Annotated in this window: 11 protein-coding genes; 4 read left to right on the forward strand and 7 right to left on the reverse strand. The window is 34.0% G+C overall.

The genetic code is table 11. The annotated features are described in order from the left end of the window. Positions 1-238: 238 nt before the first annotated feature. Complete coding sequence (recG, locus tag ACWNT5_RS23525) at positions 239-2,341, reverse strand: ATP-dependent DNA helicase RecG (RefSeq protein WP_456518758.1); 2,103 nt, start codon at positions 2,339-2,341, stop codon at positions 239-241. A 418-nt stretch (positions 2,342-2,759) separates the two neighbouring features. Between recG and ACWNT5_RS23530 the strand changes: the two genes are divergently transcribed. From ACWNT5_RS23530 to ACWNT5_RS23545, 4 genes are all read left to right on the forward strand, one after another. Beyond that, complete coding sequence (locus tag ACWNT5_RS23530) at positions 2,760-3,650, forward strand: glycoside hydrolase family 16 protein (RefSeq protein ID WP_456518759.1); 891 nt, start codon at positions 2,760-2,762, stop codon at positions 3,648-3,650. Between the two features lie 172 nt (positions 3,651-3,822). Beyond that, positions 3,823-5,943 (forward strand): M1 family metallopeptidase, encoded by a 2,121-nt coding sequence (locus tag ACWNT5_RS23535; RefSeq protein ID WP_456518760.1) that lies wholly within the window; start codon positions 3,823-3,825, stop codon positions 5,941-5,943. A gap of 8 nt (positions 5,944-5,951) precedes the next feature. Further along, positions 5,952-6,848 (forward strand): patatin-like phospholipase family protein, encoded by an 897-nt coding sequence (locus tag ACWNT5_RS23540; RefSeq protein WP_456518761.1) that lies wholly within the window; start codon positions 5,952-5,954, stop codon positions 6,846-6,848. A 3-nt stretch (positions 6,849-6,851) separates the two neighbouring features. Further along, the gene (locus ACWNT5_RS23545) at positions 6,852-7,775 is read left to right on the forward strand and encodes a patatin-like phospholipase family protein (protein ID WP_299610949.1); all 924 of its coding nucleotides are present in this window, start codon (positions 6,852-6,854) and stop codon (positions 7,773-7,775) included. Positions 7,776-7,903: 128 nt separating this feature from the next. On the opposite strand, the gene ACWNT5_RS23550 is transcribed toward ACWNT5_RS23545, so the two are convergent. From ACWNT5_RS23550 to ACWNT5_RS23575, 6 genes are all read right to left on the reverse strand, one after another. Next, positions 7,904-10,768: a PKD domain-containing protein gene (locus ACWNT5_RS23550; protein WP_456518762.1), complete on the reverse strand. Its 2,865-nt coding sequence runs from the start codon at positions 10,766-10,768 to the stop codon at positions 7,904-7,906. Positions 10,769-11,283: 515 nt separating this feature from the next. Next, a complete protein-coding gene (locus ACWNT5_RS23555; protein WP_456518763.1) occupies positions 11,284-12,192 on the reverse strand; it encodes a YitT family protein in 909 nt (302 codons plus the stop codon). Between the two features lie 6 nt (positions 12,193-12,198). Further along, positions 12,199-12,966, reverse strand: a complete 768-nt coding sequence (locus tag ACWNT5_RS23560) for a hypothetical protein (RefSeq protein WP_456518764.1) — start codon at positions 12,964-12,966, stop codon at positions 12,199-12,201. 91 nt (positions 12,967-13,057) lie between these two features. Next, positions 13,058-13,582 carry a DUF7935 family protein gene (locus tag ACWNT5_RS23565; protein ID WP_299610941.1) on the reverse strand — a complete coding sequence of 175 codons (525 nt, stop codon included), beginning with the start codon at positions 13,580-13,582 and terminating at the stop codon, positions 13,058-13,060. Positions 13,583-13,588: 6 nt separating this feature from the next. Further along, positions 13,589-15,163 carry an FMN-binding glutamate synthase family protein gene (locus tag ACWNT5_RS23570; protein WP_456518765.1) on the reverse strand — a complete coding sequence of 525 codons (1,575 nt, stop codon included), beginning with the start codon at positions 15,161-15,163 and terminating at the stop codon, positions 13,589-13,591. Between the two features lie 10 nt (positions 15,164-15,173). Beyond that, on the reverse strand, positions 15,174-16,376 hold the full coding sequence (locus tag ACWNT5_RS23575; protein WP_456518784.1) for an amidohydrolase: 1,203 nt from the start codon (positions 16,374-16,376) through the stop codon (positions 15,174-15,176). Positions 16,377-16,461 lie beyond the last annotated feature (85 nt).

Here is a 16,461-nt window from a genome sequence, read left to right on the forward strand (position 1 = left end):
AAAAGGGAAACAAAAGTCTAAATCAGCTTATAAGTCTTAAAACTTAGAGCCTTGTCATAGGTTACTTTTGTTTCCTTTCTCTTTCATAAATATCTAAAAAACAAATCTAAAGGAGCCTGTCGAAGATCAATAAAGCTGTAATTTTTAATTACACTTCGACAGGCTCAGTGTGACAAACAGTAGAATTACAAGCTTAACTTAATGAAATTGTATTTGCCGTAGCAAAGACGGAAACGCCCTAACTAATATAATTCCAAATGTTTTTGTGTTTGGCCAGCTGTTGATATGTAAATAAGAGCACTTTATTTTTCTCCATAGCTAATGAAGGATCTTCTTTTAGGATTTTCATCGCGTAGTGTCTTGCCGTTTTTAGCACATCATTATCGCGCACAATATCTGCAATTTTAAGTGCCAAAACTCCGCTTTGTTGTGTGCCCATAATATCTCCGGGACCACGTAGTTTTAAATCTACCTCTGCAATATCGAACCCATCATTAGTGCGTACCATCGTTTCTAATCGAGTCTTACTATCAGAAGAAAGTTTATGGCTGGTCATTAGAATACAAAAACTTTGTTCGGCGCCTCGACCAACGCGACCTCTTAACTGATGTAGTTGCGATAGCCCGAAGCGTTCTGCACTTTCGATAATCATCACACTGGCATTAGGAACATTTACACCAACTTCTATCACCGTTGTAGCCACCATAATATTGGTTTCGCCTTTTACAAAACGTTCCATCTCGTAATCCTTATCGGCAGGTTTCATTTTACCGTGTACAATCGATATCTGATAATCTGGAGCAGGGAAGGAGCGGGCAATACTTTCATAACCATCCATAAGATCTTTATAATCTAATGCTTCGGATTCCTGAATTAGCGGATATACAACATAGATTTGCCTTCCTTTTTTTATTTCATCAGCTATAAACTTAAATACTTTAAGGCGATTGCTATCATAGCGATGCACGGTTTTAATGGATTTTCTACCTGGTGGTAATTCATCAATTACCGAGATATCCAAATCTCCATATAAACTCATAGCCAAGGTTCTAGGAATGGGTGTAGCGGTCATTACCAATATATGTGGCGGATATATATTCTTATGCCATAATTTAGAACGTTGTGCTACTCCAAAACGATGTTGCTCGTCTATAATAGCCAATCCTAAGTTTTTAAACTTTACTTTGTCCTCTAATACAGCGTGTGTTCCTACCAATATATGTAAGGTGCCATCTTCTAATTCTTGATGAATCTCTTTACGTTCTTTGGCTTTAGAACTACCCATCAATAATTTTATATTAATATCCAGATCTTTGGTAAGTTCTGTAATTCCTTGATAATGCTGATTTGCTAAAATAGCGGTAGGAGCCATAAGACATGCCTGAAATCCATTATCGATTGCCAATAACATCGTCATAAGAGCCACAATAGTTTTTCCAGAACCTACATCTCCTTGTAACAAGCGATTCATTTGTGCACTGCTGCCAATGTCTTTTCGAATTTCTTTAATTACTCGTTTCTGAGCATTAGTAAGTTCGAAAGGCAGATGATGGTTATAAAAATTAGTAAAATGATGTCCAACTTCTGGAAAAGGAAATCCTTTTATCTTTTGTTTCCGAATTAGTTTTTTGGTAATTAACTGAAGCTGGATATAAAATAACTCTTCAAATTTAAGGCGATATTGTGCTTTGGCAAGTAACTCCTGATTTTTAGGAAAATGAATATTCAGAATCGCTTCGTTTTTGGGGATCAGTTTTAACTCGGTTCTTATTTCTTCTGAAAGGGTATCATAAAATCGAGCCTTAGTATCCAAAAACAATTGTTGCATCATTTTACTAATAACCCGATTAGTAATTCCTCGATTTGATAATTTTTCGGTAGACGGATATACCGGTTGCATCATAATTTTGAGGTTTTTTTGATGCTCCGAAAGGAGTTCCATCTCTGGATGTGGCATACTAAAGCCGTTATAATATTTTGTTTTGCCGAAGATTACATAAGGTGTATTGAGTTTTAAGTTTTCTTTGATCCATTTATGACCTCTAAACCAAACCAATTCCATTTCTCCAGTATCATCCATAAACTTGGCTACTAATCGTTTTCCTCGTTTTTGTTCTACTGTTTTTATATGAATGATCTTACCAACGATTTGTACCTCTGCAGAAGTTCTTTGTAATTCATTGATTTTGTAATAGTTGGTTTTGTCGATATATCTATTCGGAAAGAAGTTGACTAAATCCTGATAGGTATGAATCCCTAGTTCCGTACGAAGCAAATCAGCTCTGGAAGGCCCAACACCTTTTAAGTAATCGATAGGAGTTTGTAAGATTGTAGCGCTCAAAGAAAATAAACAGGTTATTTAACACTTTAATGACCACAATATAAAAATAAATAATTAGGGATATGGATGCTATAGTATATTAGAAACTGACTGTTTTTTGGTTTTGAAATAAAAAAAGTATTAAAATATCAGTTTTTAATTGTTGTTTTTTGTTTTTAAATGTTAAAAAATTACATATTTATTATTTTTTTATCTTAAAAGTATATTGAATTTTAGGTTTTTGATGGAGGGAATATATTTTGTTAAATTCTTCTAAAGGCATTGATTTTGTTAGTATTCATAATTTCTTAAGAGATATTTTATCGACATCACGTTACGTCTTTACCGCACATAACTTACGTCTCGGTTGCTTTTTTTGGTACATTTACGAAAACGTTGTAGTCACAACGTAACTATCTAACCCCAAATGATTTATATTATGAAAAAAATAGTGCTCTACACATTCGTATTAGCTGCTTTTATTGTTTTTATTTCTTGTGATAAAAATGAGGAAGTTTTCAATGAAAACTATAAAGATTTTAGTTCTGTAACATCCAAAGCTCCATGGACTGATATTCTGATCGATGAATTTAATGCAGGAACTAATATCGATGCTAAATGGCAACGTACAGAACGATTAGATTATAATTCTGATTTTTGTATGTACAGACCATGGAATGTTAGTATTCAAAGCTTGGATAACAGAAGTTGTTTACGATTGCGTTCGTATAAAAAACAAAACGGATTATGGGAATCTGGTCATGTAAAGTCATGGACAAGTTTTGAGCCTGGTTATAACGAGCAGGTACATGTACAAGTAAGTGCGAAAGTTATTGCTTGGGAAAATGGAAATGCTAAAGGATTTGCAGAAACTTATGGTGTTTGGCCTGCAGTATGGACTGTACAAGAAACGGCTTGGCCTACACAAGGAGAGATCGATATGATGGAAGCATATTCTTATGGATATTACGGTGGAGAAAAATATGCGAGTAATCTTTTTTATGGATATAACGCAGGACAAAGTTTATTAGGTCAAAATGCTGTAAGACATTATGATACTATTGGAGAAGGGTGGCATACTTATGATATGTACTGGACTAATGTAAATGGCAATGTATATGTTGATGTATTGGTAGATGGTGCTGCAGTAGCTAATTATCATAACGGAATCGATTCAGATTTACAATTACAAAACTTTGGGCCACATAATGTAATTCTGAACTTAAATATAGGTTCTAATGACGGTATTTTTAATAATAATGCCATCAATGTATTTTGGAATACGGATATGTATGTTGATTTTGTAAGAGTAAAAAAGACCTCTATATAACATTTTATAATACTAACTTAATTTTATTATCAAAAATCTGAGTTTAAGCTCAGATTTTTGTTTTTAGATATATGTAAAAAAAGTAGTATTTGTCGTATGGTCATATGTTTCTTCTGTCACAATACGCGAATAAATTCGTTATTTTGGCAGAACATTTGATTATTCATAAAATATGCGATTTTTTCTGTATTTATTTATCGGTTTTATTTCGGTATCGACCATCGCGTCTCACGACGAAAAAACCTTATCTATTCCACCTAAAAAAGAACAACCTAATGTAGATTTTCTTACCGGAAATGTATCTATTTTTCTAGATGCTGATTTTAAAAAAATAGAGGGTAAAGTAACATACACCTTTAAAGTGTTACAGCCTGTAAATTCTATCAGTATCGATGCCCAGAAGATGCAGATTATGGATGTGTTGCTAGACGGAGAAAAGACCGCGATAAATTATGACTTTAAAAAAATAAAGGTTGGGGGTAATTTTTTTGCAAATTCAGAACATAGGATAGAAATTCAATATATCGCAGTTCCGAAAAAGGCACTTTATTTTTTAAATGATTATCAAGGCAAAGACCAGATCTGGACACAAGGACAAGGAAAATATACCTCTAATTGGTTGCCAAGTTTTGATGATATGAATGAAAAAGTAGAGTTTGATCTGGTGATTCACTATGACGCTGAATATGAAGTGATAGCCAATGGTAAATTACTACAAACCCAGGCTGTTAATGACACGATAAAAAGATGGGAATACGATATGCAACAGCCGATGAGTAGTTATTTACTGGCCTTAGCAATAGGAAAGTATGAAAAGGTTGTTGAAACTTCTGAAAGTGGAATCCCTCTAGAGATGTATTATTATCCGAATGATAAGGATAAATTTGAGTCTACCTACAAGCATAGTAAGCAACTATTCGACTTTTTGGAAAAAGAAATTGGATATGCATTTCCATGGCAAAATTATAAACAAATTCCTGTAAAGGACTTTTTGTATGCAGGTATGGAAAATACGGGAACCACTATATTTTCTGATGCTTTTGTAGTGGATGATATAGGTTTTAATGATCGAAATTATATCAATGTAAATGCGCATGAATTAGCGCACCAGTGGTTTGGTGATTTAGTAACCGAGACTGATGGGAAACATCATTGGTTACAAGAAGGTTTTGCAACGTATTATGCTTTATTGGCAGAAAGAGAGATTTTTGGAGACGATTATTTTCAATACAAATTATATGAAAGCGCAGAACAACTTACTGAGCAATCCAAAGCCGATAATGCTACTCCTTTATTAGACCCTAAAGCCAGTTCTCTTACTTTTTATCAAAGAGGTGCTTGGGCATTGCACGCTTTGAAGGATATGATTGGAGCTGATGATTTTAAAACGACAGTAAAGCAATACCTCGAAAAACATCAGTTTGGTAATGTTACCACTTCTGATTTTATTAGAGAGGCAGAGCAGGTAAGTGGTCAGGATTTATCGGATTATCAAAAAATATGGTTAGAAGCTATTGTTTTTCCTTCTCAGGAAGCACTTGATATTTTAACAAAATCTCCATTTATAAAACGCTATCTAACTTTAGCTGGTGAACGTACACAGCCCATAGCAGGTAAGTGGGGTACACTGGCAACCGCTTTAGACTTTCCTATTAATGAATACCTAGGGCAAGAAGTAATTTATCAATTGGAAGGAGATACTTCTAAAGAGTCATTAGGATTATTTACCAAAGCTTTCGAAACAAACAATATTTTTGTGCGTCAGGCGATTGCAAATACAATGAGTACGATCCCAAGAGAATTAAAGAAGCAATATGAATCCTTACTAACTGACGAATCCTATGCTACCATAGAACCGGCGTTGTACCATTTATGGGCTAATTTTCCATCTGATAGAACTTCTTATTTAGAACAGACGAAAGGAGTTATAGGGTTTCACGACAAAAATGTGAGAATATTATGGTTAGTACTGGCATTGAGTACACAAGAATATCAACCAGAAAAGCATCAGGAGTTTTATAAAGAACTATCAAGCTATTCGTCTCCTGTTCATCATTTTAGTACTAGAGAAAATGCTTTTACGTATCTAGAAAGTCTTCAGGCTTTTTCGGAACAATCGTTGGTAGATCTTGTAGATGGAGCGGTGCATCATAACTGGAGATTTAGAAACTTTTGTAGAAAAGTGTTGGATAACCTTCTGAAGAACTCTGCATATCAAAAGAAATATGTAGATTTAAAGAATAATTTGCCAAAGAGGCAACAAGAATTTTTAGAAAAGAAATTAACCCCATAAACAAACGTATGCGCGCATTGGTCATATCCGGTGGAGGAAGTAAAGGAGCTTTTGCTGGTGGTGTAGCGCAATATCTTATTCAGGACCTAAAGAGAGAGTATGATTTGTATGTAGGAACTTCTACCGGAAGTTTATTGATCTCTCATTTAGCACTATCTAAAATAAAAGAAATTAAAGAGATATATACTTCGGTAAATCAATCTTCGATATTTAGGAATTGTCCTTTTGTGATCAAAAAAAGAAAAGGATACAACCTTATCACGATTAATCACTTTAATGTATTACGAAACTTGATCAAAGGAAATAAATCCTTTGGAGATAGCAGAAATCTTAGAGACCTTATCAGAAGGTCTGTTACCGAAAGTTATTTTAATACACTTAAAGAATCCCAAAAAGATATCATAATTACAGTCACTAATTTGTCTACGAATGAAGTAGAGTATAAGTCGATTAAAGAGTGTACATATCAGGAGTACTGTGATTGGGTTTGGATTTCTTGTAATTATCCTCCATTTATGAGTCTGGTACAAAAGAACAATTGTGATTATGTAGACGGAGGATTAGGTTCTATGGTTCCGATAGAAGAAGCAATTAGACGAGGAGCGAAAGAAGTGGATGTAATCATATTAGAAACGGAGATCAATTATCTAAATCGTATGCCTACTAAAAATCCATTTACACTAATTACTAGTATGGTGGATTTTATGATGGATACGATCGAGCATCAGAACATTCGAATAGGTAAGTTTATAGCTAAAAGAAAGGATGTAGCAATGGATCTTTATTATACACCAACGGTACTGACTACCAATTCATTAATTTTTGAAAAGGAAAAGATGAAAAAATGGTGGAAGAAAGGGTACGAGTTTGCCAAAGAGAAGAACAAATCAAATCGATTAGAATAAAATATGCGAGCATTAGTTATATCTGGTGGAGGAAGTAAAGGAGCTTATGCTGGTGGCGTAGCCCAATATTTAATCCAGGAACAAGGCAGGAAGTATGAACTTTTTTTGGGAACTTCTACCGGAAGCCTGTTAATACCACAATTGGCACTCGGAAATATAGATAAGGTGTATGATATGTACACGAATGTTAATCAGAGTACTATTTTTAGTGTTAATCCCTTTAGAACCCGCAAAAAAGGAAATCGTGAGTTTGTTTCTATTAATTTCTTTAATACCGTAGTTCAATTTTTAAAGCGCAAACGTACATTCGGAGAGAGTAAAAATTTGCGTAGAAATATTCGTAGAAATTTTTCTGAAATAGAATTCGAATTGGCTAAGAAAAAAGTCAAGGATATTGTAGTTACAGTTTCTAATTTAACCAAAAACACTACCGAATATAAGTCTATTAACGACTTTTCTTATGAAGATTTTTGTGATTGGATTTGGATCTCTTGTAATTATGTTCCATTTATGAGTTTAGTGACTAAAAATGGATGTGAGTATGCAGATGGTGGATTTGGTTGTATGGTTCCTATTAGAGAAGCTATTAAAAGAGGTGCAACGGAAGTAGATGCTGTAATTTTGGAGTCGGAAAATATGGAACATAATAAGGTGTTAGGTAAAAATCCATTTTCGCTCATGGTTAATTTATTCAGTTTTATGTTTGATCAGGTAGAAGGTCATGATACGGTAGTTGGGAAATTAGCAGCAAAAAATAAAGATGTTGTACTAAACCTATATTATACACCTTCTAAATTAACGGAAAACTCTTTAGTTTTTAATAAAAAATTAATGCGAAGTTGGTGGCAACAAGGGTTTGATTATGCTGCGGAAAAAGCTAAACAAGCAGATGAAAATAAACTGAAAGAGATTGATATGGCGGGATAGAATATTTTCCTTTGTATCTATCTTTACATAAAATAGCCAAATCAAATAATCACTTCTCATTTTTGAAAATGATTATTTGATTTGGCTATACTGGTTTAAGAAAGACCTTTTAGGAACTTAGATCATTCTTAACGTGTTATTTTGAGAAATTTATCTACCTGTTTGTTGTTAATCAGCAAGAAATATAATCCTTCAGAAAGTTTTGTGGTGTCTATAGTTTCTGGAACACCTGATTTAAGAATTACTGTTTGTCCTAAAGCGTTTACAACTTTTAAAGAGAATTTATCTTTTAATTCGGATACGCCATCAATATGTAATATTTCATTCGCAGGATTTGGATATAGTACAATCTGATCTTCTGGTGATTGAAGATCTGGTGTAGATAATGCCTGAATCTCTACAGCTTCAGAAAATATGCTACATCCACCTTCATTAAACACTTCTAAAGTGTAAGTTCCTGTTTCTTCAGCAATATAGGTAGCAGCATTAGCTCCGGTAATTGGTTGATCATCTAAATACCACTGATATGATTCATAATTTTCGGTTACCGAGAGTTCATTAGTTTGTGCGTCTACATTTATTGTAGGAACCGTAGGAGTATCCGATACAATTACCTGAATAGCAGCTCTATCGGAAGTACTACAACCACCGAGTGTGGAAACTTCCCAATTATATAGATAATAATAAAAACCTTGAGGATTTGTGGTAGCAGAACTTCTTTTAATAGAAACTATATTGTTTACCGTATATGGATAATTTACATTATCATTACTTCTAAAAAGATTCGCTTCTTCTAAAAATCCTATTTCCATATCATTTCCAGCTGGGATGTTCATATTAATATCGATAACACTTTCTCCATCTGGAATATTTATAGTCTTAGTTTCTAAAACAGTTCCACTAGCATCTATCAATTGTAGGGTTCTATTACCAGATCCTTGTGCTATAACGGTTGCTTTTTTTAACATAATAGGTTGATCAGCGTCGAATACCAAATTAAATCCTCCCTGATGTATATTACCAACTATGTTCGCAACGTCTGTAATTCCAGTAACCGCATCTACGATTGGTTCCGTAGTTCCAGCTACATAAAAAGTTCGATTTTGTGTAATATTTGATACATCTAAAGTTGGTCCTGTTCCTAAAACCGTATCGCCATCTAGAGTATCATACCAGATATACCCATTACTACCAGAAGCTGTGATCGTATCTACATTACCAGAACAAATAGATTGCGTGTCATTATTAGGTAAAGAAGCAATGGTAACGGTAACAAAATTTTCTTGAGTATTGGTATCATCTCCAACGGTATTCGTTGCTGTTAATGATACCGTATAACTTCCATCAGCAGTGTAGGTATGTGTTGGGTTTTGCTCCATAGAAGTGGTTCCATCTCCAAAATCCCACAATACAGAAGTAACGGTATTTATAGAGGTATTTCTAAAACTAACCTGATCACAATCGATCGTAGCTTCAAAATTAGCAATTGGAGGTTGATTGTTATTTCCTGGAGTATAAGATCCAGAAATTTCATAAAAACCAACTGAAGCATAATCAGAATATCCACTGGATAAATTACCTTCTCCCACACCATCAATTTCAATAAAATAGGTACCTCCTGCTAAGGTAGTATTTATACTGGCACTTAGGTTATCTTGTGGACTAGATATAGCTAATTCTTCTCCTGTACCGCTTATAATTCTAGCTTGTATGTTTAGGTTTGGATAATATGGATCCGGATCAATGGTAAAGTCTACTTCGCCACCAGCAGTAATAAAAGAGAATACATCTTTATCTTCTCTTGTAGAAATGAGTGCCTGATGCAAAGATGGATCTACTGTTCCATTAGAACCTACCTGAATTGGAGTAGCTTCAGAAACTGTATCTGCATGGTCATCTTCTTTATATCCAAAACCATTTCTATTTCCAGAAATAATAGCCATATCATCTTCCTGAGTGATAGCGTTGTCGTACTCACCTTGGCTCCATTGTCCGATAGCTCTGCTGGCACTCCATCCCATAATAGGACTCCATGATCCATGACCTGAGTAATATTGATTTCCAGGAACTCCGTCATGCGATAATCCTAGGGTATGTCCAACTTCATGTGATCCCGTTTCTCCTGCAGATCTGGTTCCATTGTTATACACCCAACATGGGTTGTCGATATTATTATTTGAAAAAGAATTAAGATAAGCTACACCACCAGATCCTGGCGCAGCATCAGTAGTAGGAGTGAAAATACACATCATTCTACGATTGATAGGAGTGTTTTCGAAAGTAGCTCTATCGGTAGTGATATTAATATCAAAAGGTCTAAAATCCTCTGCCATAATTCTCCAGATCTCAGTAATTTTGGCATCACTATAGCCAGTAGGTTGCGCATTAATGGTTTCTCCATTAACCCACCAAGTGTCACTTACCACTTCGCCATCAAAATCCAGATAGACAGTAAATGCAGATCCTGGTAGACTTGATAAAGTAGGAACTACCATTTTTGATTGATACGATGTTACTTCTACAGAAGGAAGTTTTTCGTAATCGACACAAAGTACTTTATGAATATCAACTTCTTCTATGAAAACAGCCTTCGCATCATCTGAGGAATACTGATATGCAATTTTATCTTCATATAATACAATTTGACCAGAGATGAGATTGTTTTGTTTTGTAATATGAAATGTAGAGGTTTTGGAATCGCTAATACTTCCTATGATGGAATAAGAATTGGCGTTTCCATTCCTCTTTGTAATAACCCCAGAATATGATATCTCCTTAGAGACTTGAAGAGTAATTTTGTTTGTTTTTGCTCCCCAAAATTTATTAGAGAATGTTTTTTCATTTCCCAGGTTAAAGGATTCATTCTTTTGGGAAAAGATATCTGTCTGATAAAAGAATATCACTAAGAGTAATGATAAGGTTTTGACTGATTTGGATTTGATTTGTTTAAAACACTGCTTTTTCGTCGTTTTTAAGAGTGCAATTGTTTTCATTTGATGTGTATTGAGTTTGTAATTACGGTTTGATTCAATGTTCAAATGACTTGCTAGGATATGAAAAAAATGTTCATATCCTTAAGATATTTTTTCTTGTGCTGAAGAAGGGGAGGTGATGAAAGATTGCCTAAAGGGTCTGGTTTCAGGCGATAATTTAAGGATGTCTGAAATCCTTAAAAAAGTATTCATCAAATTACACAAGCGTTGCAATGTTGTTTTACGAAGTAAAACATATTTACTTAACTGAAAAATATTGGTTTTAGTATGTGAAATAGAAACGTTTTATATGCTAAAGCGTTGGTTTTCTACTAAAGATTATAGCGGTCACGATTCTTTTTTAACTTAATGCGTTGTTATATAGTTTTTTACATAGAAGTTGAATAGCTTGAGAACTATTTGATTCATGCGGGAATTCTTACACAAAAATTAAATGATTTAGATAATATGAATATTTAATAAATGTATTTAGCAAAATAGAATTCTTATTACAAGATTTGTTGGACTAATTTAGTTTACATATTATCGCTAGAAGCATTTTGTTTAATGGAAGAAGAAGATAACTTTTTTAACCCTTCTTTAGACAAAAACTTAGTATACATTCCTCCCTTTATGTTGTTTACATCAAATTCAATAATAAAAGCGTTTTTATCAATGGTATCGATTAGGTTATAGGTTCTTCGAATATCAATTCTATTAATTACACTATGAATAATTTTTTTTTCTGATTGAGGACCTCTTTTTCCAAAACCTCCAGAGCCGTTATAAATGGTTGTTCCAGTGCCTATAATATCAATTAATTGTTTATTGATTTCATCGGTTTGTTCTGATACAATCATTAAACCTACATAATCTTCGAATCCTTCTATCATAAAGTCTATTACTTTTGCAGTGATAATAAAGGTAAGAATAGAATACATAGCGATTTCTATAGAAAGAAGTAAGGCGGTGACGCTGAATAAAATAATATTGAACAGAAGGATAATTTTTCCGATACTTATTCCTAATTTTTCATTTATGAAGATCCCCAGAATTTCAGAACCATCTAAAACAGCACCGTTTTTGATAGTTAATCCAATTCCAGCACCTAAAAATAAACCGCCAAAAATGGCTGTCAAAAGTTTATCATCTGTAATAGCTGCAAAGTTTTCAAAGTGAATAATAATTGCAAGGGAAATGATCGATAATAAAGATTTAACAAAAATTCTTTTGGTAAGGCTGAACCAAGCTAAAATCAAAAAAGGAATACTGACCAACAATAGAAAAATAGATATGTCAATCTCAAAAAGCTCACTAAGCAAAATAGCAATACCAGTGGCTCCGCCATCTAAAAATCCATTTGGTAGTAAAAACATTTTTAATCCTAAACTAGCGAGTAGAATACCTAAAGCAATTTGAAAAATTTCTGACAGTGTTCTTTTCATAGGGTTCTATTTTACTATTTTAACTTCAATTCCCTGAACCCAATGTTTTAAAAAGTTTTCATTCGTACTAAGTTCACTTAGATAAAACTTGTCGTAAGAGGCAAAGACTATAGAGTTTTCAATTTTTTCAATTTCTACTCCTTTTGAATAGATATAGTTGGAATGTATTAGATATAATTGTTCGTTTTCTTTTAATATATAGCCAACATGACTAGAATCAAAACCAATGAAATGAATGCCTTCTTTAAGATTTTTACGAATTTTGGTTATGTTTTCGTTCACAGAATTTTCGGAAATTTCTATAGGATCGGAATCAAGTGCTAAACTTTTTGCTTCTAAGAAAGGGCTTTGTTGTGCTAATTTGTATCGATTTAGGTTTACTCCAATATGCTGAAGTGTAGTAGATACAAAATAACCACAAGCTATTTTACCTTTTTTTGGGATAGAAGTATGCCCTTCGAATGACCATTCTGTTCCTTCCCAATGAGGAAGTATTCTGTGTAGCAAAGAACGCTTAAATAAAGTTGATAAAGAATGGGTAGAGGATTTGGTGTAGTTAGCTTTTTGCTGTTTGATATTGTTTTTAATTTCTTGATAGTTTTTAAGGGTGTCACTAGCCAATCTTATTTCTTGAAGTGATTTTATGGTGTTTTTAGTGACAGTATCCTGAACTTTCTCGACAACAGTAATTTTTTCATCAATATTCTTTTCTTGGTGTTGACCTTTACATCCAAACTGTAGTAATATTAATATTCCAAAAATTATTTGATTCATATAATAATTATTCATGGATTATTACTATAGTTTGTTTATAACAGAAATATTGACGCATCAAATACCGTAAGTATCTTTTTAGATTTGAGAATTAGATACTAAAAAGATCTTCTACTTCAGATTTAATAGCAGATAGTGCTTTATCACTTGGAGCGCCTTTTTCTACTACTTCTGTTAATATAAATTCTCTCATTTTATTGGCGGAATCTACCTCACCATTTAATACGCTTTTTCTAATCAATGCGATAGTACCGTTTTTAGCAGTTTTAATCATATTCCAGCACTCATCCGAAATATAAATTTGTTGGGTTAGATTATGATCAAATTCTTGTTCTATAGTACTTACCAATAAGGATTCATAACTTTTTTTATCATTATCCACAGGAGGAGTTCTTAGTAATAGTTTACCAGGCGAAATTCGCTCCATAAATAAAGCCATACGCTCGTAAGCCTGTAATCTTAATGGTAGCGCCTGCTTTTGATTTTCTCTATGAAGTAAGTATCTTCTTCTTTTTTCTTCATTATCTGTATGCGTTTTGAAATAGAAAAACGCTAAAAGAGTGATAAAAAGTGATGGAATAAGTGAGATTAATAAAGGAATGATTTCTATCTTCATGTAATGTTATTTTGATTTTTTTTCTTTATAATGTCCTCCTAGATATGAGCAATCTTTGAGATCCTGAATACAGGTAAATTCTACAGGTGTCTTGCTATATTTAAAAGAATCTTCTAGGGTTTTTGTGAGCTCTCCATCATCCACATTAACATCGATATCTTTCATTGTAAACTGTGATGGATGTTCATATCCAGCAGCATGCGTTATCTCTATTAGTTCTTTTCTAAAAGATTTAAAATACTGCGCGAGGCGATCTGATTTTAGTGGTACATTAATTCCTTTTTGTAGCCATTTACTTTGTGTAGCAACACCAGCTGGACATTTATTAGTATGACATATTTGAGCCTGGATACAACCAATGCTCATCATAGCTTCTCGAGCTACATTAATACAGTCAACCCCCATGGCAAAAGCCATTGCAGCTTTTGCAGGAAAACCTAACTTTCCACTACCAATAAAGACAACTCGTTCTGTAAGATTATGTTTTTGAAATATTTTATAAATCGCGCTAAAACCATAAATCCATGGTAACGAAACGTGATCTGCAAAACTTGGAGGAGCAGCTCCAGTTCCACCTTCACCACCATCTATCGCAATAAAATCAGGTCCGCGATTAGACTTAACCATAAGTTCTGCAAGTAGTTCCCATTGTTCGGTTTTACCAATTGCCGCTTTAATACCTACAGGTAAACCTGTTTCTTCAGCAATATCTTCTATCAGTTGTAATAATTCGGGTACATCTTTAAATGCTTTATGACTAGAAGGAGATAATACATCTTTCCCAACTTCGACACCTCTGATTTTGGCAATTTCAGGAGTGATTTTTGCTCCAGGCAATACGCCACCTTTTCCAGGTTTAGCACCTTGAGAAAGTTTTATTTCTATGGCTTTTATAAATGGATTGTTGCGAACTAATTCCTTCATCTTTTCCATAGAAAAATTTCCGTCTTCAGAACGAACACCAAAATAGCCTGTTCCAAAATGAAATACTACATCACCTCCATTGCTATGATACGGAGATAACCCGCCTTCTCCTGTATTATGATAAGCTCCAGCTTTTAGAACTCCAATATTTAAAGAATCTACAGCGCGAGCAGAAAGAGATCCATAACTCATAGCAGAAATATTAATGATAGAAGCAGGTCTATATGGTTTTTTACGTTGATTGTAAGAGCCCATAACTTTTGCACAAGGCAGAAATGTTTTGTCTACAGTATTAGGATGACCCGCTTCCATTTGAAAAGGAATCATACAATTTTTTATAAAAATATGTTGATGCTGATAAATGTCTCTATCGGTTCCAAAGCCTTCGTAGTTATTTTCGTTTTTAGAAGATGCATATACCCATCCTCTTTCAATTCTATTAAATGGAAGTTCTTCTCTGTTATTGGCAACAAAATATTGCCTCATTTCTGGTCCAATACTTTCTAAAAGGTATCTAAGATGTCCCACAATAGGAAAGTTATGACTGATAGTGTGTTTTTTATTGAAAAACATATCTCGTATGGCTATTAAGCCTAACGCCAGGAGTATCCACATCCACCAGGATATTGAGCCGAGAAAATTTAAGAAAGCTTCCATGTAATAAATATTATTGAGCGTTTAAATAGTCAAGAGTTAATTGAGACATTACTTTTACACCAAGTAATAAACCACTCTCATCAATATAAAAATCTGGTGTATGATGAGAAGGTGCTTTTGCTTCAGTATGAGGTTTTCCCCCTAAAAAGAAATAAAATCCAGGAACTACTTCCTGAAAGTACGAAAAATCTTCTCCTCCGGTAGTAGCTTTAGATAGGATTACATTTTCTTTTCCTGCAATTCCCTCTATTGTGGGTAACATTTGTGTCACCAGAGCAGGGTCATTGTAGGTGATGGAAGTATTATTCTGAAAATCGATTGTTGCTTCTCCTCCATAGGCTTTTGCAATTGCAGGTACCATTTCACTCATTCTACGGATAATCATTTTTCTCATCGTAGGGTCTAATGTTCTTACTGTTCCTATCATTTCAGCACTTTCTGGAATAATATTAAAACGAACACCACTAGTAATTTTACCTACTGTAATTACAGCGGCTTCATCTACCAACGGAGACTCTCTACTAATAATGGTTTGTAGTCCATCAATTATTTTTGCTGAGATTAATATCGGGTCAACACCTGTCCAAGGTGCAGATCCGTGTGTTTGTTTTCCCTTTACGTTAATTACAAAACGTTCTACTGCAGCCATCGTACCACCTGGTTTATAACGGATCATTCCAACGGGAGTTCCAGAATTGATATGAAGCCCAAAAATAGCATCTACATCAGGATTTTTTAAAACTCCTTCTTTGATCATTAATTTAGCTCCACCTTCTTCTCCAGGAGGGGGTCCTTCTTCAGCAGGTTGAAAAATAAATTTTACGGTTCCTTGTATTTTATCTTTGTTCTTACTTAATACTTCTGCTACTCCCATAAGAATAGCTGTATGAGTATCATGACCACAAGCATGAGATACTCCAACTTCTTTACCAAGAAATGTTGTTTTTACAGTTGATTTAAAGGGAACATCAGCTCGCTCGGTTACAGGAAGTGCATCAATATCTGCTCTTAATGCAACTACTTTTCCCTTTTGTTTTCCCTTAAGAAGAGCTACAACACCAGTTTTTGCAACATTTTCTGTTACTTCTAACCCTAAACTCTTTAAGTGAGCAGCAATTTTTTTGGCGGTTTCGAATTCTCGATTCGAAAGTTCTGGGTTCTGATGAAAATCTCTTCGCCATTTGATAACCTTACTTTCTACTTTGTCCGACATTGCATCCACATCGGGATCTATTTTTTGTGCGTTCGTTAAGTAACACACTAATACCATAAGGATGAATATGCTGTTCTTCATAGGA

It is taken from the genome of Aquimarina sp. 433, assembly GCF_054054605.1.

Coding starts and splice junctions, on each gene's coding strand:
- ACWNT5_RS23530 (WP_456518759.1), top strand. CDS start 2,760: ATGAAAAAAATAGTGCTCTACACATTCGTATTAGCTGCTTTTATTGTT.
- ACWNT5_RS23535 (WP_456518760.1), top strand. CDS start 3,823: ATGCGATTTTTTCTGTATTTATTTATCGGTTTTATTTCGGTATCGACC.
- ACWNT5_RS23540 (WP_456518761.1), top strand. CDS start 5,952: ATGCGCGCATTGGTCATATCCGGTGGAGGAAGTAAAGGAGCTTTTGCT.
- ACWNT5_RS23545 (WP_299610949.1), top strand. CDS start 6,852: ATGCGAGCATTAGTTATATCTGGTGGAGGAAGTAAAGGAGCTTATGCT.
- ACWNT5_RS23550 (WP_456518762.1), bottom strand. CDS start 10,768: ATGAAAACAATTGCACTCTTAAAAACGACGAAAAAGCAGTGTTTTAAA.
- ACWNT5_RS23555 (WP_456518763.1), bottom strand. CDS start 12,192: ATGAAAAGAACACTGTCAGAAATTTTTCAAATTGCTTTAGGTATTCTA.
- ACWNT5_RS23560 (WP_456518764.1), bottom strand. CDS start 12,966: ATGAATCAAATAATTTTTGGAATATTAATATTACTACAGTTTGGATGT.
- ACWNT5_RS23565 (WP_299610941.1), bottom strand. CDS start 13,582: ATGAAGATAGAAATCATTCCTTTATTAATCTCACTTATTCCATCACTT.
- ACWNT5_RS23570 (WP_456518765.1), bottom strand. CDS start 15,163: ATGGAAGCTTTCTTAAATTTTCTCGGCTCAATATCCTGGTGGATGTGG.
- ACWNT5_RS23575 (WP_456518784.1), bottom strand. CDS start 16,376: ATGTCGGACAAAGTAGAAAGTAAGGTTATCAAATGGCGAAGAGATTTT.